General features: G+C 71.3%; 11 protein-coding genes. 8 read left to right on the top strand and 3 right to left on the bottom strand.

Annotation, left to right across the window (positions count from 1 at the left end; genetic code table 11):
- Nucleotides 1-70: 70 nt before the first annotated feature.
- Nucleotides 71-601, bottom strand: a complete 531-nt coding sequence (locus tag B0E53_RS12105) for a PadR family transcriptional regulator (protein ID WP_107076158.1) — start codon at nucleotides 599-601, stop codon at nucleotides 71-73.
- A gap of 56 nt (nucleotides 602-657) precedes the next feature.
- On the opposite strand from B0E53_RS12105, the gene B0E53_RS12100 reads away from it, so the two are divergent.
- Nucleotides 658-1,434 (top strand): alpha/beta hydrolase, encoded by a 777-nt coding sequence (locus B0E53_RS12100; RefSeq protein ID WP_107076157.1) that lies wholly within the window; start codon nucleotides 658-660, stop codon nucleotides 1,432-1,434.
- Nucleotides 1,435-1,553: 119 nt separating this feature from the next.
- Here the strand turns inward: B0E53_RS12100 and B0E53_RS12095 are convergent, their stop codons facing one another.
- Nucleotides 1,554-3,590: a glycosyl hydrolase family 28-related protein gene (locus B0E53_RS12095; RefSeq protein WP_107076145.1), complete on the bottom strand. Its 2,037-nt coding sequence runs from the start codon at nucleotides 3,588-3,590 to the stop codon at nucleotides 1,554-1,556.
- Nucleotides 3,591-3,841: 251 nt separating this feature from the next.
- Between B0E53_RS12095 and B0E53_RS12090 the strand changes: the two genes are divergently transcribed.
- From B0E53_RS12090 to B0E53_RS12060, 7 genes are all read left to right on the top strand, one after another.
- A complete protein-coding gene (locus B0E53_RS12090) occupies nucleotides 3,842-4,843 on the top strand; it encodes a LacI family DNA-binding transcriptional regulator (RefSeq protein ID WP_246835359.1) in 1,002 nt (333 codons plus the stop codon).
- Nucleotides 4,844-5,183: 340 nt separating this feature from the next.
- Nucleotides 5,184-6,563, top strand: a complete 1,380-nt coding sequence (locus B0E53_RS12085) for an extracellular solute-binding protein (RefSeq protein ID WP_107076144.1) — start codon at nucleotides 5,184-5,186, stop codon at nucleotides 6,561-6,563.
- Between the two features lie 83 nt (nucleotides 6,564-6,646).
- Entirely contained in the window at nucleotides 6,647-7,603 is a 957-nt protein-coding gene (locus tag B0E53_RS12080) for a sugar ABC transporter permease (RefSeq protein ID WP_107076143.1), read from the top strand.
- Nucleotides 7,604-7,615: 12 nt separating this feature from the next.
- Nucleotides 7,616-8,503: a carbohydrate ABC transporter permease gene (locus B0E53_RS12075; RefSeq protein WP_107076142.1), complete on the top strand. Its 888-nt coding sequence runs from the start codon at nucleotides 7,616-7,618 to the stop codon at nucleotides 8,501-8,503.
- Between the two features lie 114 nt (nucleotides 8,504-8,617).
- Nucleotides 8,618-10,243, top strand: a complete 1,626-nt coding sequence (locus B0E53_RS12070) for a glycoside hydrolase family 13 protein (RefSeq protein ID WP_107076155.1) — start codon at nucleotides 8,618-8,620, stop codon at nucleotides 10,241-10,243.
- A 118-nt stretch (nucleotides 10,244-10,361) separates the two neighbouring features.
- On the top strand, nucleotides 10,362-13,238 hold the full coding sequence (locus B0E53_RS12065; RefSeq protein WP_107076141.1) for a discoidin domain-containing protein: 2,877 nt from the start codon (nucleotides 10,362-10,364) through the stop codon (nucleotides 13,236-13,238).
- A 91-nt stretch (nucleotides 13,239-13,329) separates the two neighbouring features.
- A complete protein-coding gene (locus tag B0E53_RS12060) occupies nucleotides 13,330-17,613 on the top strand; it encodes a discoidin domain-containing protein (RefSeq protein ID WP_107076140.1) in 4,284 nt (1,427 codons plus the stop codon).
- Nucleotides 17,614-17,680: 67 nt separating this feature from the next.
- Here B0E53_RS12060 and B0E53_RS12055 read toward each other — a convergent pair.
- Nucleotides 17,681-18,167, bottom strand: a 487-nt coding sequence (locus B0E53_RS12055; protein WP_210406034.1) for a cellulose binding domain-containing protein, incomplete at its 5' end; no start/stop codon positions are given.

The following is an 18,167-nucleotide window of genomic DNA, read 5'->3' as shown; positions in this document are numbered from 1 at the left end:
CTCGGCCCGCAGGACCGGGTGGCTTGTTCGAGGGCGCACGATGCCGCTGTCGGGATGGCCGCGACAGGCGTCAGGAAGCCTGCTCCAGGGCGGCCAGCGTCTGGCGCAGCCATTTCAGCTCGGCGTGCGTTGTCGCGGTCGCGATCGTGAACAGTCCCTGCCGGAAGGCGTCGTCGAAGTCGGCCGCACGCAGCGGCCGGTCGCCGTCCCAGAAGAAGCTGGCCGGCTGGGTGAGGAAGTGCAGCCTGCGCCGCAACACGGCGGCCTGCGCGGCCGGGTCATCGAGGTGGCGCAGGAAGGCGAGCATGGTGAACCACCGGTTCTCGTCGGTGATGAACAGCTCGTCGGGTTCGCGTAACCGGTGGCGCAGCAGCTTGGCGCCCGCCTCGGTCAGCGACAGCATGTGCCGGGGTGCGGCTACCTGACCGGGCTGCAGTTCGCGGGAGAGCAGCCCGGCCGCTTCCATGCGCTTGAGCAGGGGGTAGAGCGTGCCGTCCGCGATGGGGCGTACGTGCCCGGTCAGGGCCGCGATGCGCTTGCGCAGGTCGTATCCGTGTAGCCGGCCGTCCTGCAGGAAGCCGAGGATCGCGAGTTCCAGCATGATCGGGATCATACCCTCGTACCGGGATACCTCGGAGTCGAGGTATGGTGTCGATCATGCATAGCGCTCAGGTACTTCCCGACGGTTCCCGCGTGCGCTGGGTCGAGATTCCCGGCGCCGAGCCCACCCGTGTCTACCTCCACGGCCTCGGCGCGAGCTCCACGCCCTACTACGCCGCCGCGGTGGCGCACCCGGCCCTGGCGGGCCACCGCTCCCTCATGGTCGACATGCTGGGTTTCGGAATCAGCGACCGTCCGCCGGACGCCGCCTACACCCTGCAGATGCACGCCGACGTCCTGGCCCGCGCGCTCCAGCAGGCCCACGTGAGCGGCGCCGACGTGGTCGCACACAGCATGGGCGGCACGGTGGCGGTCACCCTGGCCGCGCGCCATCCCCGGCTGGTGCGCCGGCTCGTTCTGGTTGACGCGCCCCTCGACCCGGTGCGCGAACTGCCCACCGCCAAGCGACCGGGCAGCTCGGGAATCGGGGTCTACCGCACCGAGGATGAATTTCTCGACGGTGGCTGGGACGAGACGCTGGAGTTCGCCGGACCGCAGTGGGCGGCCACGATGCGCCTGGCCGGGCCGCAGGCCCTCTACCGCAGCGCGATGAACCTGCTGCGCGGCACCGAACCGACGACGCGCGAGAGTCTGGAGAAGCTGCCGATACCTCGGACGTTCCTGTACCCGGCGGCCGACGGGCCACGGTTCGACGCCGACCGACTGGCCGGCGCGGGCGTGGACGTGGTGGCAGTCCCCGACTGCGGACACAACATCATGGTCGACAACGTGCGGAGCTTCGCCCTCGCCGTGCAGGCGGCGCTGCGCGACTGAACCCGGCTTGGTGCTGGTGACGTGCCGAGGTGATCAGCCGCTGCTGGCCGGAGGGGGGTACCGGACGGAGGCGGCCCGGCGGGCGGATCGCCCGCCGGGCCGTCCGGGAGCGGATCAGCTCACCACGGCGTCGGGGCCGGCGGCGGCACCACCGGCGGGCGGTCGTCGCAGGTGATGGTGTTCGGCAGCAGCCAGGGGGCGAGCCAGCCGCCGTCGTTGCCGCCGAGGTCGGTGAGCCCGAACTCCGATCCGGCCGGGGTGAAGTGGAACGACCCGCAGTTGTTCACCCCGACCGCGCCGACGTTGCGCGCGTCCACGTCGGCGAAGGACGCCGAGCCGGCGGTCCGGGCGCTCACCACCGAGGTGCCGGTGCCGTCGACCCGGATGTCCCGGAAGTGCACGTTGCTGATCGAGTACTTGTCCTTCACCGGCCAGTCGCTGACCAGCATGATCGCGTTGTAGGTGTTGTCGAGGTAACTGTCGCCGACCACCTGGATGTCGGCGTCGATGCTGCGGTCCAGCGCGTAGAACCAGATCGCGCCGAGGCCGATGTTCCAGTTCAGCTCGTAGGTGCCGGCCCGGACCGTGGTGTTGCCGGTGACCCGGAGCTGGCCGGTGAACGGTTCGGCGCCGAAGCGCGAGCCGATCTGGATGGCGCTGCCCTCGCGGACCGGGTCGGCGATCAGGTTGTGCGAGACGGTGAGGTCGGTGCCGCCGTAGAGGGCGATGCCGTTGGCCAGGACCGGGGACTGCACCGTGTTGTGGTCGAAGGTGTTGTGGGCGTTGCCGGTCGCCTCCGACCACATGGCCAGCGCGTCGTCGCCGGTGTTGCGGACGAAGCTGTGCGAGACCGAGGAATGTGTGACGCCGGTGTGGAAGTTGAGCCCGTCGGCGATCTGGTCGGCGATGACCGTGTTGGTGACCCGCAGGTCGGTCATCGGGCCGTCGAACCACAGGCCGACCTTGGTGTGGTGCAGGTAGAGACCGTCGACGGTGGAGTGGCTGAGCGCCCCGCCGACGGCGTTGACCTGGTCGGTGTCGATGCGGTCGCGCACGTCGCCCTCGACGGCGAAGCCGGAGAGGTGGACGTCGCTGCTGCCGCCCTCGGCGGCGTCACGGCCGTAGAAGCCGACGCCGGTGTGCACCGAGCCGTCGGGGGCCGGGGTGTCCAGGGCCACCTCGCGGCCCTTGACGACGGTGTACCAGCTGCCGGCGCCCGCGATGGTCACGTCGTCGACGGTGATGTGCCGGTTCACCTGATAGGTCCCTGGCGGCAGGTAGAGCGTGCGGTCCACCCGGCGGGCGTACGCGACGGCGCGGTCGAAGGCGTCGGCGGACTCCCGCCGGCCGGTCGGGTCGGCGCCGAAGGCCAGCACGTTCACGGCGTGCGGAAGTACCCGGGGCGGGGCGACGAGGTGGGAGTCCAGCAGGTCGATCACGGTCCACGCCGCGGCCGTGCCGGGCGGTGCGGTCAGCCGGACCACCTCGCCGGCCCGGTGGGTGCGGCCCAGCAGCAGCCGCTGCTCCTCGTAGAAGTGGTGCGGCCGGAACGGCTTGGTGATGGCCGGCGCGGGTGTGGTGGCCGCCGGCACGCAGGAGCACTCGGTGATCCACCAGTCGGGGTGGAGCAGGTCGGCGCCGGGGTCGTTGGTGAACGGGTACTGGTTGTAGAGCCAGGCGTACTGCGAGGTGAGCGTCATGGTGCGGGCCGGTCCGTGCCCGACGGTGACCCGCAGCGGCGCGGTGATCCCGCCGCCGCCGGGCGCGTCGGGGATGCTGTATCGGACGGTGAGCGCGTTGGTCGCCTGCGGGAGGGTGAACTCGACGTACTGGCCGGGGGAGAGGCGGACCGCCCGCCGCCCGGACGCCTCGCCGGCGAGGGTGTAGGCGGCGCGGTCCGGGCCGATGACGGTGCCGGTGGTCCGGGCGTGCTCGGCCTCCTGCTCGACGAAGTCCACGGTGGCGCCCCGGCCGGCGACCAGCGCCGGGTCGAGCCCGGCCCGGGTGACCACGGGGGTCGGGCCGGCGGGACCGGCCGCCAGGGCGGCGCTCCCGGCCGGTACGGCCAGCGCGACGGCGGTGGCCGCCGCCGCGAGGATCCTGGCGATCGGCACGGCCGGGCGCAGGCCCGCCGCGCCTTCCACGCTCCGCTGCATCGGACTACCCACTTTCACCGGGGGACGGGGGGAGACGGTGGTGAATCGGCGCGGGGTGAGGCGCGCCCGCCGAAAGGTGCCTCATGTTATTCCTGCCCTTTGTCGATATTCAAGCGCCCGTCTGTCCGAATCTTGCGGGCCTTGATCACGCGGGCGGACGCCCCGCAGGGGATGCCCGGGACCGGTGTCAGGGGCGTCGCCCAGCAGGGCCTTGTTCATTTCTTGCAAGAACACGACGTACGATTGCCGCCGTGACGAAACGGTTGACGGAGGTGGCCCGCAAGGCGGGCGTCAGCGAGGCGACCGTGAGCCGGGTGCTCAACGGGCGGGGCGGCGTGTCCGAGGCGACCCGGACCGCGGTGCTGACCGCGCTCGACGTGCTCGGCTACGAGCGGCCGACCAAGCTGCGCGGTGAACGGGCCCGGCTGGTCGGCCTGGTCCTGCCGGAGCTGCAGAACCCGATCTTCCCGGCGCTCGCCGAGGTGGTGACCGGCTCGCTCGCGCAGCGGGGCTTCACCCCCGCGCTCTGTGCCCGCACCATCGGCGGGGTGTCCGAGTCGGACTACGTCGAGATGCTCCTCGACCACCAGGTATCCGGGGTGATCTTCGCGGGCGGGTCGTACGCCCTCGCCGACGCCACCCACGAGCACTACCGCCGGCTGACCGACCGGGGCCTGCCCGTGGTGCTGGTCAACGCGGGCGTCGACGAGCTGGGCTTCCCCCGGGTCTCCACCGACGACGCGGTGGCGGTGGAGCAGGCGTACGGGCACCTGTGCTCGCTCGGGCACGAGCGGATCGGCATGGTGCTCGGCCCGGAGGGGCACGTCCCGTCCCGGCGCAAGCTGGACGCCATGGTCCAGGTCGCGGGCTGGGCCGACGACACCGGGTACGTCGAGCGCTCCAGCTTCTCCATGGAGGGGGCGCGGGTCGCGGCGACCAAGCTGGTCGAGCGGGGCGTGACCGGCATCATCTGCGCCAGCGACGTGCTGGCCCTGGGCACCATCCGGGCCGCGCGGCGGCTCGGTCGCGCGGTGCCGACCGACGTCTCCGTGGTCGGTTTCGACGACTCCGCGTTCATGACCTGCACCGACCCGCCGCTGACCACCGTGCGGCAGCCGATCGAGACGATGGGGCAGGCCGCCGTGGACCTGCTGGTCACCCAGATCGAGGGGGCCGGCGTGCTGCACGACGAGCTGCTGTTCGAGCCCGAACTGGTGGTCCGCGGCTCCACCGCCCCCGCCCCGGGTCGCTGACCACCCGGCCGGACGTCTCCGGCTCCCGACCGCCTCCCTGATCACCGCACGACGCTCCGGCCGTCGACCGCCCACCCGCGGTCGGCGGCCGTTTCGTCGTCGCCTCCGGGCTCGGGGGCGGAACGGGGCGAAAGCCAGAACCTGGGCTGGGCTCCTCGTCCTGTCCATATCTGTCGTCACAAAGTCGGGTCCTTTCATGTTGCGATCGAAACCTTGCCGCAATGAGTCGGCCTCGCTACAGTGACTCCACTCACACCTGGCCTCGACGTCAGGCGGTGACGTTCACGGCAGATCAAGCGAAGGCCATGGATACCCCCCGTTCCCCCGAAGGGATGGACAGATGTCCGTACCGCAGTACCGGAAGGCTGCGGCGATAGCGCTCGTGGCCGGCCTGGGGCTCAGCCTCGCGGCTTGCTCCACGAAGAGCGACAACGCGGCGAAGGACGCCAGCGGCAAGGTCACCATCACCGTCGACTGCCAGCCGGTCGGCTCCCAGAAAGAGCTGTTGAAGAACTGGAACGACGACGTCGCCGAGTTCCAGCGGCAGAACCCGAACATCGTCATCAAGAGCGTCAGCGTCGGCGAGCAGTGCAACAACCCGCCGGACTTCACGGCCCGCCTCGCCGGCGGCACCGTGACCGACGTGTTCTACGGGTACATGACCGATCTCCAGCAGGTGCTCGACTCCGGTCAGGCGATGGACGTCACGCAGTACGTCAACAAGGACACGATCCCGACCTGGGACAGCGTCGACCCGGCGCTCAAGGGCGTCTTCACCGACGGCGGCAAGCTCTACGCCGTCCCGGTGAAGAACTACTCGATGGGCCTGGTCTACAACAAGGTCCTGTTCCAGCGGGCGGGCCTCGACGTGAACAGCCCGCCCAAGACGTGGGCGGAGGTCCGGGAGGCGGCCAAGAAGATCTCCGCGCTGGGCAACGGCATTGCCGGCTACTCGGAGTACAGCGCCGGCAACACCGGAGGCTGGCACTTCACCTCCCTGCTCTACTCCCAGGGCGGCCAGGTGCTCAGCGAGGACGGCAAGAAGGCCGACTTCAACAACGCGATGGGCAAGCAGGTCCTCCAGAACCTCAAGGACATGCGGTACGGCGACAACAGCATGGGCAGCCGCCAACTGCTGCAGTGGGGCGACCTGCTGACCAACGCCGGCGCGGGCAAGGTCGGCATGTTCATCGGCGCCCCGGACGCCACCCAGGCGATCGTCAGCCAGTTCCAGGGCAAGTTCCAGGACTGGGCGATGGGCCCGCTGCCGGGCCAGGACGGCCCGGCGAAGGCGACGCTCGGTGGCGGCGAGGGCTACTTCTTCAAGAAGGGCCTCACCCCCGAGCAGGTCAAGGCCGGTCTGAAGTGGATCGCGTACCAGAAGTTGACGCCGGGCAAGGGCCAGTTCGACTACGTCCGGGCCAAGCCGCAGAACTACCCGGTGGGCCTGCCCCAGCCGCTGCTGTTCGCCAACGGCAGCGACGCGCAGAAGCAGGAGCTGGAGCTGCGTAAGGCGAACGCGAACGTGGACACCGCGAACTTCGCGGTCTTCGAGGCGAACCCGGTCCCGATCAAGGGCGAGCCCCGCAACGCGCAGGCCATCTACGCGGTGCTCGACGCCGCGATGTCCGGGGTCCTGACGAACCCGAACGCGAACATCGACGCGCTGCTCAAGACGGCCGAAGGCAAGGTCAACCAGCTGCTGGCCGCCGGGAGCTGACCCGGCGCGGGTGGGGGTCGGCGCGCCGGCCCCCACCCTCCGCCCGCACACCGTCCGGCCACCGACTTTCCGCAGGAGACGCCTTGGCCATCACCACCGTCCCGGGTACCACCAGACAAGCGGGTCGCCCCGGGCCGCCGTACCCGTCACCGCGCCGGCATGCGGGCCTCGGCCGCAAGGTACGGGACAACCTCACCGGGCACGCGTTCCTGATCGGGGCGGTCCTCTGCTTCGCCGTCTTCTCCTGGTACCCGATGGTCCGCGGCATCGTGATGAGCTTCCAGCGCACCCGCCGGGGCGAGACCACCTGGGTCGGCTGGGACAACTACGCCCGCATCATCGACGACCCCAGCTTCTGGACCGCCTGGCAGAACACGTTCTACTTCACGGCCCTCGCGCTCGTCCTCGGGTACGCGGTGCCGTTCTTCGTGGCGATCCTGCTCAACGAGTTCCGCCACGCCAAGGGATACCTGCGGATCCTGGTCTACCTGCCGGTGATGCTGCCGCCGGCCTCGGCGCTCTTCCTCTTCAAGTTCTACGCGTACGACCCCAGCGAGGCGGGGCTGTTCAATGCGATCCTCACGGCGTTGCACCTGCCGACGTCGGAGTGGATGCAGTCACCCGGGATGACCATGCCCGCCATGGTGCTGGCGTCGACCTGGATGAACATGGGCAGCGCCGTGCTGATCTACCTGGCGGCACTGCAGAACATCCCCGGCGAGCTCTACGAGGCGGCCGAACTCGACGGCGCCGGGATCTGGCGGCGGATCCGGCACGTGACCATCCCGCAGACCCGGCTGATCCTCGCGCTCCTGGCGATGCTGCAGATCGTCGCCACCATGCAGCTCTTCATCGAGCCGCTGATCCTCGCCAACGGCGCGGGTACGGGCGACTCGGCGACCTCGGTCGCGTACCTCATCTACCAGCACGGCTTCTTCCAGAACGACCTCAACGGCGCCGCGGCACTCGGCGTGATCATGCTCGTGGTGCTGGCCGGCTTCTCCGCCGTCTACGTGCGGCTGACCGCGAAACAGGACTAGGACGGACCAGGAATGGCACAGGACTCCGGGACCCGGACCCTCATCTCCCAGGCCCAGCTCACCCGGGGGCGCGGCAGGATCATCTACTGGACGCTGCTCGCCGTCGTCGTGGTGGGGTTCACGCTCGTCTTCATCGGGCCGCTCTACTGGATGGTCACCGGCGCGCTCAAGTCCGGCCAGGAGATCGCGCAGACCCCGCCGTCGCTGTATCCCAGGGATCCCCAGCCGCAGAACTACGTCGACGCGTGGACCAACCTGAACCTCGCCAAGCTGCTGTTCAACACGTTCTACTACGCGACCGGCGCGGTGCTGTTCCAACTGGTCCTCGACACCGCGGCGGCGTACTCGCTGTCGAAGCTGCGGCCGGTCCTCGGCAACGTGATCCTCGGCCTGATGCTGGCCACGCTGATGATCCCGGCGATGGTCCTCATCGTCCCGCAGTACGTGACCGTGATCGACCTGCCGATCCTGCACCTCAACCTGCTCGACTCGCCGTTCGCGATCTGGCTGCCGCTGGTCGCGAACGCGTTCAACATCTTCCTGCTGAAACGGTTCTTCGACTCGATCCCGGCGGACCTCATGGCGGCGGCCCTCGTGGACGGGGCCACTCCGCTGCGCACGCTCTGGTCGATCATCCTGCCGATGTCGCGCCCCATCCTCGGCGTGGTCTCGATCTTCGCGGTGACGGCGGTCTGGAAGGACTTCCTCTGGCCGAAGCTGGTCATGCCGTCGCCCGAGACCCGCACGGTCAGCGTCGGCATCTACGCCTTCTCCGGTGGCACGCCCATGAACGTGGTGATCGCCGCCTCGGTCATCGCCGCGATACCGACCGTCATCATCTTCCTGATCTTCCAGCGGAACATCATGTCGGGCCTGACCACCGGCAGCCTCAAGGGCTGACCGCACCGGCACACCACCGGCGAAACACTCCCGCGGCGAACGACGACCGTTCGCCCGACCCCACATCCAGGTCCGGCGAACCCGCCGACGTACCGACGCAGAAAGCAGGTGCTCGTGTCCACACCAGACAGCGGTCCGTGGTGGCGTGGAGCGGTGATCTACCAGGTGTACCCGCGGAGCTTCGCCGACGGCGGTGGTGACGGCGTCGGCGACATCGCCGGCATCCGGTCCCGGCTCCACTACCTGTCGGAGCTCGGCGTCGACGCGATCTGGTTCAGCCCCTGGTACCCCTCCCCGATGGCCGACGCCGGCTACGACGTGGCCGACTACCGCGACATCGACCCGGTCTTCGGCACCCTCGCCGAGGCGGAGGCGCTGATCAGCGAGGCGCACGCGCTGGGCATCCGGACCATCGTCGACGTGGTGCCGAACCACTGCTCCGACGCGCACCCCTGGTTCCGGGCGGCCCTCGCCGGCGGGCCGGACGCGCCGGAGCGGGAGCTGTTCTGGTTCCGCCCCGGCCGCGGCCCGGACGGCGACCAGCGGCCCACCGACTGGGCCGGCGAGTTCGGCGGCCCGACCTGGACCCGGACCGTCAACCCGGACGGCACCCCCGGCGACTGGTACCTGCACCTGTTCGCCCCCGAGCAGCCGGATTTCAACTGGGACCACCCGCGGGTGCGCGCCGAGTTCGAGGACATCCTGCGGTTCTGGTTCGACCGCGGGGTGGACGGCATCCGGATCGACTCCGCCGGGCTGCTGGTCAAGGACGGGACGCTGCCCGAGACCCTGCCGGACCGGCCGCACCCCTTCCGCGACCTCGACGGGGTGCACGAGATCTACCGCGACTGGCGGCGGGTCGCCGACTCCTACCCCGCCGACCGGGCCCTGATCGGCGAGGTGTGGCTGCCGGACCGGCAGCGGTTCGCCAACTACCTGCGCCCGGACGAGCTGCACGCGGCCTTCAACTTCGACTTCCTCGGCTGCGCCTGGGACGCCGCGGCGCTGCGCGAGAGCATCGACGGGACGCTGAGCGCCCATGCGCCGGTCGGCGCGCCGGCCACCTGGGTGCTCTCCAACCACGACGTCACCCGGCACGTCACCCGCTACGGCCGGGCCGACACCCGGTTCAGCTTCGCCGCCAAGCGCGAGGGGATCCCCACCGACCTGGAGCTCGGCACCCGCCGGGCCCGGGCCGCCGCGCTGCTCTCCCTGGCGCTGCCCGGCGCCGCGTACGTCTACCAGGGGGAGGAGCTGGGGCTCTGGGAGGTCGAGGACATCCCGTACGAGCTGCGCCAGGACCCGATGTGGGAACGTTCCGGCCGCGTCGACCCCGGCCGGGACGGCTGCCGGGTGCCGCTGCCCTGGGCCGGTGACGCTCCGCCGTTCGGGTTCAGCCCCGACGGCGCGGCGGCCGCGCCCTGGCTGCCCCAGCCGGCCGACTGGAAGGACCGCACGGTCCGCGCCCAGACCGGCGACCCGCACTCGATGCTGGAGCTCTACCGGGCGGCCATCGCGATCCGCCGGTCCGAGGCCGCGCTCGGCGACGGCGGGCTCACCTGGCTGCCCGGCCCCGACCAGGTGCTCGCGTTCGCCCGCGATCCCGGCTTCACCTGCCTGGTCAACCTCTCCGCGGCCGCCGTGCCGCTGCCCGCGCACGAGCGGCTGCTGCTGGCCAGCGGACCGCTCGACGACGATCGGCTGCCGCCGGACACCGCGGTCTGGCTGCGGACCCGCTGACCGTCCCCGGCGTCGGCGGCCCGTCCCGGCCGCCGGCGCCGCCCGAACAGGAAGGAGGAGCGAACACCGCACCGCACGGGGGAGACCTGGCCATCCGACGAAAGGGAGCGCACCCCTCATGGCCGACCACACCACCCCGCACCACCCGCGCCGCCGCCGGCTCCGCGCGGGGCTGGCCGCCCTCGCCGGCGCCGCGCTGGCCGCCACCTCCGTCACCGTCGTGGCGCTCACCACCACCGCCACTCCGGCCCGGGCCGCCGGGCTGTCCCCGTTCGACATCGCCGGCCGCGGCGCCACCGTGCCCTTCGTCGAGCAGGAGGCGGAGCAGGCCGTCCATACCGGCACCCGGATCGGCCCCGACCGGCGCTACGGCACCCTCCCGTCCGAGGCGTCCGGCCGGGAGGCGGTCACCCTCGACGCCGTCGGCGAGTACGTCGAGTTCACCCTCACCGCGCCGGCCAACGCGGTCACCTTCCGGTACAGCCTGCCGGACAGCGCCACCGGCACCGGCCGGGACGCCAGCATCGACCTGCGCGCCGGCGGCGCCCTGGTCAAGTCGGTCCCGGTCACGTCCCGGTACGGCTGGTACTACGGCGGGTACCCGTTCAACAACAACCCCGGCGACACCAACCCGCACCACTTCTACGAGGAGACCCGGACCCTGTTCGGCACCACGTACCCGGCCGGCACGAAGATCCGCCTCCAGGTCTCCTCGACCGCGCAGTCGCCCACCTTCACCATCGACCTGGCCGACTTCGAGCTGGTCGGCGGGCAGATCGCCAAGCCGGCCGGCGTGCTGGACGTGGTCACCGACTTCGGCGCCGACCCCACCGGCGCCACCGACTCGACGGCGAGGTTCCAGGCGGCCGTGGACGCCGGCAAGGCCCAGGGGAAGAACGTCTGGATCCCCGCCGGCACCTTCACCCTCTGGGACCACGTGGTGGTCGACGGGGTGACCCTGCGCGGCGCCGGGCCCTGGTACTCGGTGCTCGGCGGCCGGCACCCCACCGACCGCAAGCGGGCCGCCGGCATCTACGGCAAGTACGTGCCCGGCGGCGGCTACAGCGGCGAGATCCGGCCGCACGAGGCCGGCGGGCCCAGCCGCAACGTCACCCTGCGGGACTTCGCCATCATCGGCGACATCCGCGAGCGGGTGGACGAGGACCAGGTCAACGCCCTGGGCGGGGCGATGTCGAACTCCGTGGTGGACAACCTCTGGTTGCAGCACACCAAGGTCGGCGCCTGGATGGACGGCCCCATGGACAACTTCACCATCCGCAACAGCCGGATCCTCGACCAGACCGCCGACGGGGTGAACTTCCACTGGGGCGTCACCAACTCCACGGTGACCAACACCTTCGTCCGCAACACGGGCGACGACGGCCTGGCCATGTGGGCGCAGAGCGTGCCGAACGTCAACAACGCCTTCACCTTCAACACCGTCGGCGTCACCATCCTGGCGAACAACCTGGTCACCTACGGCGGCCGGGACATCCGGATCACCGACAACGTCACCGCCGACTCGGTCACCAACGGCGGCGGCATCCACGTGGCCAACCGCTATCCCGGCGTGAACGGCCCGACCGCGGTCGCCGGCACCGTCACGGTCGCCCGCAACACCCTGATCCGCAACGGCAACTCCGACTACAACTGGCGCTTCGGCGTCGGCGCGCTCTGGTTCTCCGCGCTCAACGAGCCGATCCAGGGCGCCACCATCAACGTCACCGACACCGATATCCTGGACAGCTCCTACGCGGCGCTGCACTGGATCGAGGGGCAGACCAGCGGGATCAACCTGAACAACGTGCGGATCGACGGCGCGGGCACCTTCGCGCTCCAAGTGCAGGCCCCGAGTCAGGTCAGCTTCACCAACGTCCGGGCCACCGGCATCGCCCAGGCCAACCCGATGTACAACTGCGTCGGGAGCGGTTTCCAGATCACCCAGGGCGCCGGCAATTCCGGCTGGTACTCGGCGAACCCGTACTGCGGGCCGTGGCCCGAGCCGCAGTGGGGCAACGGCCCGTCCACCCCGCCCACCCCGACCCCGACCAGCCCGACGCCGAGCCCCACCCCGACCACCCCGCCGCCGTCCGGCGGCAACCTCGCGCTCGGCCGGCCGGCCACCGCGTCCAGCAGCACCCAGACGTACGCGGCGGCGAACGCGGTGGACGGCAACGCCGGCACCTACTGGGAGAGCGCCAACAACGCCTTCCCGCAGACGCTGACCGTGGACCTCGGGTCGGCGCGCACCGTCGACCGGGTGGTGGTCAAGCTGCCGGCGGGCTGGGAGCGGCGTACCCAGACGTTGTCCGTGCTGGGCTCCACCGACGGGTCCACCTGGACCACGCTGAAGGCGTCGGCCGGCTACACGTTCGACCCGGCCAGCGGCAACACCGTGTCGATCCCGCTGACGGCGGGGGAGCGGCGGCACCTGCGGCTCAGCGTCACCGGTAACACCGGCTGGCCGGCCGGCCAGGCCGCCGAGTTCGAGGTGTACGGCGGCACCACCACGCCGCCGCCGACCACCACCCCGCCCCCGACCACCACGCCCCCGCCGACCACCACCCCGCCGCCGAGCGGCAACCTGGCCGCCGGGCGGCCGGTCACCGAAACCAGCCACGCCGACGTGTACGGCGCGGCCAACACGGTCGACGGCAACGCCGGCACCTACTGGGAGAGCGCCAACAACGCCTTCCCGCAGTCGCTCACCGTCGACCTCGGCGCGACGTACCCGGTGTCCCGGGTCGTGCTGAAGCTGCCACCGTCGTCGGCCTGGCAGACCCGCACCCAGACGCTGTCGGTGCTCGGCTCCACCGACGGGTCGACCTGGACCACGGTGAAGGCGTCGGCCGGCTACACCTTCGACCCGGCCACCGGCAACACCGCCACCGTCACCTTCCCGTCCGCCGGCCGCCGGTACCTGCGGCTGACCTTCACCGGCAACACCGGCTGGCCCGCCGGCCAGCTCGGCGAGTTCGAGGTGTACGCCACCTGACCGCCCGGGGTCCCCGCGGCGCGGCGGGGACCCCGTCCAACCCCCCACCACACCACCTCTCCACGTCCCCGGAAGAAGGTGTCCCTCCACCATGTCCAGATTCCGAACCCGGCTGGTCGCGGTGCTCGCCGCGGTCGCGCTGGCCGTCACGGCCCCGCCCCCGTCCCCGGCCGCCGCGGCCGGCGGTCCCAACCTCGCGCTCGGCCGCACCGCCACCGCCAGCAGCGTCAACGGCCCGTACGCGGCCGGCAACCTCACCGACGGCAACGCCGGCAGCTACTGGGAGAGCGCCGGCAGCACGTTCCCCCAGTGGGCCCAGGTCGACCTCGGTTCCGCCCAGTCGGTCGACCAGGTCGTGCTGAAGCTCCCCGCCGGCTGGGAGTCCCGCACCGAGACCCTGTCGGTGCAGGGCAGCACCGACGGCAGCAGCTTCACCACCCTGCTCGCCTCGGCCGGGCGCACCTTCAGCCCGGCCAACGGCAACACGGTCACCTTGAGCTTCCCGGCCACCAGCGCCCGCCACGTCCGGGTCACCGTCACCGCCAACACCGGCTGGGCCGCCGCGCAGCTCGCCGAGCTGGAGGTGTACGGCGCGGCGAACTCGTCGGCCAACCTGGCCCTGGGCCGCACCATGGCGGAGAGCAGCCACTCCGACGTCTACGGCGCGGGCAACGCCAACGACGGCAACCCGGCCACCTACTGGGAGAGCGCCAACAACGCGTTCCCGCAGTGGATCCGGGTCGACCTCGGCGCCGCCGTGGCGGTGAACAAGGTGGTGCTCAAGCTCCCCACCGGCTGGCCCGCCCGTACCCAGACGCTGAGCGTTCAGGGCAGCACCGACGGATCCACCTTCACCACGCTCGTCGCCTCCGCCGGGTACGCGTTCGACCCCGCCGGCGGCAACACGGTCACCGTCACCGTCGGCACCACCACCACCCGGTACGTGCGGGTGCTGTTCACCGCCAACACCGGCTGGCCCGCCGGCCAGCTCGCCGAGCTGGAGGTCTACGGCCCGGCCAACGGCGACACCCAGCCGCCGAGCGCCCCCGGCAACCTTGCCCTCACCGAGCCCGCCGCCGACCAGGTCCGGCTCACCTGGACGGCGTCGACCGACAACGTCGGCGTCACCGGCTACGACATCTACGCCAACGGCACGCTGCGCACCAGCGTCGGGGCGTCGACCCTCACGTACACCGACACCCAGCCGGCCGGCGCCACCGTCTCCTACTACGTGCGGGCCCACGACGCGGCCGGCAACCAGTCGGCCGCCAGCAACACCGTCACCCGCACCGGCAACACCGGGGACACCACCGCGCCGACCGCGCCGGGGAACCTGGCGTACACCCAGCCGGCGAGCGGGCAGATCCGGCTGACCTGGACGGCGTCGACCGACAACGTCGGCGTCACCGGCTACGACGTCTACGCCAACAACGCGCTGCGCGGCAGCGTCGGCGGCACGACCCTGACGTACACCGACAGCCAGCCCGACAGTGCCACGGTCTCCTGGTACGTCCGGGCCCGCGACGCCGCCGGGAACGTCTCGGCGACCTCCAACACGGTCACCCGGACCGGCAGCACCCCGACCGGCAGCAACCTGGCCGTCGGCAAGCCGATCACCGCATCCTCGGTGGTGCACGTGTTCAACGCGGTCAACGCCAACGACGGCGACGTGACGACCTACTGGGAGGGCGCGCCGGGGGCGTACCCGAGCACGCTGACCGTCGCGCTGGGCGCCAACGCCAGCATCAGCGCGATCGTGGTCAAGCTGAACCCGGACCCGGTCTGGGGGCCGCGCACGCAGACCTTCCAGGTGCTCGGCCGGGAGCAGTCCGCCTCCGGCTTCACCAGCGTGGTCGGCTCGGCGACGTACTCGTTCAGCCCGACCAGCAGCAACACGGTGACCATCCCGGTGAGCGCCACCGCCGCGGACGTGCGGCTCCAGTTCACCGCCAACTCGGGCTCGTCCAACGGGCAGGTCGCCGAGTTCCAGGTGATCGGCACCCCGGCGCCGAACCCGGACCTCACCGTCACCGCCCTGTCCGCGGCGCCGTCCGCGCCGGTGGAGACCGACCCGGTCACCCTGTCCGCCACCGTCCGCAACGCCGGCACCGCGCCGGCCGCCGCCTCCGCGGTCACCTTCTACCTGGGTACGACCAAGGTCGGCACCGCGGCCGTCGGGGCGCTCGCGGCCGGGGCCTCGGCGAACGTCGCCGTCGACATCGGCGCGCGCAACGCCGGCGGCTACGAGATGACCGCCACGGTCGACGAGGCGAACACGGTCATCGAGCAGAACGAGTCGAACAACAGCCGCACCGGCTCGCTGACGGTCAGCGCGGTGCCCAGCTCCGACCTGGTCGCCGGGGCGGTGAGCTGGTCGCCCGGCACGCCGAGCGCCGGCGCCACGGTCAGCTTCTCGGTGTCGATCCGCAACCAGGGCACCGTGGCCTCGGCCGGCGGGGCGCACGGCATCACCCTCACCCTGCTCGGCGACACCGGCGCGGTGGTGCGCACCCTCACCGGCTCGTACAGCGGCACCCTGGCGGCCGGGGCGACCAGCCCGCCGGTCAACCTGGGCAGCTGGACGGCGGCGAACGGAAAGTACACGGTGCGGGTGGCGCTCGCCGCCGACGCCAACGAACTGCCGGTCAAGCAGCAGAACAACACCAGCGACCGGCCGCTCTTCGTCGGGCGGGGCGCGAACGTCCCGTACGACACGTACGAGGCCGAGGACGGCCGGGTCGGCGGCGGCGCGCAGGTGATCGGGCCGAACCGGACCATCGGCGACCTGGCCGGCGAGGCGTCCGGCCGCCGGGCGGTCACCCTGAACACCACCGGCGCGTACGTCGAGTGGACCACCCGGGCGGCCACCAACACCCTGGTCACCCGCTTCTCCATCCCGGACGCCCCGGGCGGCGGCGGGATCGACTCGACGTTGAACATCTACGTCAACGGGGTGCTGCACAAGCCGATCAACCTGACCTCGAAGCACATCTGGCTCTACGGGGCCGAGGCGGGCCCGAGCGACTCGCCGGGCGCCGGCGCGCCCCGCCACCTGTACGACGAGGCCAACGTGATGCTGAACTCGACCGTCCCGGCGGGCGCCACGATCCGGCTCCAGAAGGACCCGGCCAACAGCACCACCTACGCGATCGACTTCGTCAACACCGAGCTGGTGTCGCCGCGGGCCAACCCGGACCCGGCCCGTTACCAGGTGCCGAACGGCTTCAGCCACGCCGACGTCCAGAACGCGCTGGACGCCGTCCGGATGGACGCCACCGGCAACCTGGTCGGCGTCTACCTGCCGCCGGGCACCTACGACACGGCGCAGAAGTTCCAGGTGTACGGCAAGCCGGTAAAGGTGGTCGGCGCGGGCATGTGGTACACCCGCTTCCAGACGCCCACCAACCAGCAGAACACCGACGCCGGTTTCCGGGTGGAGTCCTCGGCGAGCGGGTCGACCTTCGCCCACCTGGCGTTCTTCGGCAACTACACCAACCGGATCGACGGTCCGGGCAAGGTGTGGGGCGAACTGAAGGACGTCGACAACATGACGCTGGACAGCGTCTGGGTCGAGCACACCGTCTGCGCGTACTGGGGGGTGAGCGTCAGCGGGCTGACCATCCGGGACAGCCGGTTCCGGGACACCTTCGCCGACGCGGTGAACATGACCAACGGCAGTACGGGCAACCTGGTCACCAACTCGGAGGGCCGCTCCAACGGCGACGACGCCTTCGCGCTGTTCTCCGCGATCGACCAGGGCGGCTCGGGCGGCAACCACGGCAACGTGTTCGAGAACCTGACCGCCACGCTCACCTGGCGGGCGGCCGGGGTGGCCGTGTACGGCGGTTACGACAACATCTTCCGCAACCTCTACATCGCCGACATGCTGACGTACTCGGGCATCACCATCAGCTCGCTGGACTTCGGCTACCCGTTCGTCGGGTTCGGCGCCAGCCCGCCCACCCAGTTCCAGAACGTCTCGCTGATCCGGGCCGGCGGGCACTTCTGGGGTGCGCAGACGTTCCCCGCGATGTGGCTCTTCTCCGCCTCCAAGGAGTTCCGCGGCATCCGGGTGTCCGACGTGGACATCGTCGACCCGACGTACTCCGGGATCATGTTCCAGACCAAGTACAACGGCAGCCAACCGGAGAACCCGGTCACCGACACGGTCCTGACCAACGTGTCGATCTCCGGGGCGAGGCGCAGCGGTGACGCCTTCGACGCCAAGTCGGGCTTCGGCATCTGGGTCAACGAGATGCCCGAGCCGGGGCAGGGTCCGGCGGTCGGCTCCGCCACCTTCACCAACCTCCGGCTGACCGACAACTACCAGGACATCAAGAACACGACCAGCACGTTCACCATCAACCGCAACTGACCCTCAAGTCAGCGGGCCGCCGGGAGGATCCTCCGCCCGGCGGCCCGTCGCCGACCCGACGCGCCGGTCACAGCCCGGCGCAGGCGGCCCCGTCCACCGTGCAGCCCTCCGGCTCCGTGGCCGTCACGTCGGGATCCCGCACGTCGAACCGGATGGTGGCCGACCCGCCCGCCGGCACGGCCGCGCCGGTGAAGGTGACCACCGCCCCGTCCTGCTTCGCCTCGGCCCCGTTGACGGTGCCGACGGTGGCGCCGTCGCCCAGCGTGACGGTCACCGTCCAGCCCGACCGCGCCGCCGGACCGGGATTGCTCAGCACCACCTGGCCCCGGTAGCCGAAGACCCGGTCGGAGACGGTCTCGTAGCTCCCGGTCAGCGGAGCGGCCGGCGACGGGCTGGGGCTCGGCGTACGGGTGGGGGAGGCGGACGGGGTCGGGTCCGGCGCGACGCTGCGGCGCGTGGCGGACGGCGTGGCCCGCGACGGCGTCGCCTTCGGCGGACCGCTGCTCGCCGACGGCACCACCAGCGGCGTCGACGTCGGCGGGGCGGCCGGTGCC

This window comes from Micromonospora sp. MH33, from assembly GCF_003013775.1.
In the GTDB taxonomy this organism is placed as follows: domain Bacteria; phylum Actinomycetota; class Actinomycetes; order Mycobacteriales; family Micromonosporaceae; genus Micromonospora; species Micromonospora fulviviridis.
Note: the sequence above shows the minus strand (reverse complement) of the source record. Positions and strands in the feature narration are given on the sequence as shown.

Excerpts from the sequence above, each read along its gene's own strand:
- B0E53_RS12105 (WP_107076158.1), bottom strand. The coding sequence starts at position 601 with ATGCTGGAACTCGCGATCCTCGGCTTCCTGCAGGACGGCCGGCTACAC.
- B0E53_RS12100 (WP_107076157.1), top strand. The coding sequence starts at position 658 with ATGCATAGCGCTCAGGTACTTCCCGACGGTTCCCGCGTGCGCTGGGTC.
- B0E53_RS12095 (WP_107076145.1), bottom strand. The coding sequence starts at position 3,590 with ATGCAGCGGAGCGTGGAAGGCGCGGCGGGCCTGCGCCCGGCCGTGCCG.
- B0E53_RS12085 (WP_107076144.1), top strand. The coding sequence starts at position 5,184 with ATGTCCGTACCGCAGTACCGGAAGGCTGCGGCGATAGCGCTCGTGGCC.
- B0E53_RS12075 (WP_107076142.1), top strand. The coding sequence starts at position 7,616 with ATGGCACAGGACTCCGGGACCCGGACCCTCATCTCCCAGGCCCAGCTC.
- B0E53_RS12065 (WP_107076141.1), top strand. The coding sequence starts at position 10,362 with ATGGCCGACCACACCACCCCGCACCACCCGCGCCGCCGCCGGCTCCGC.
- B0E53_RS12060 (WP_107076140.1), top strand. The coding sequence starts at position 13,330 with ATGTCCAGATTCCGAACCCGGCTGGTCGCGGTGCTCGCCGCGGTCGCG.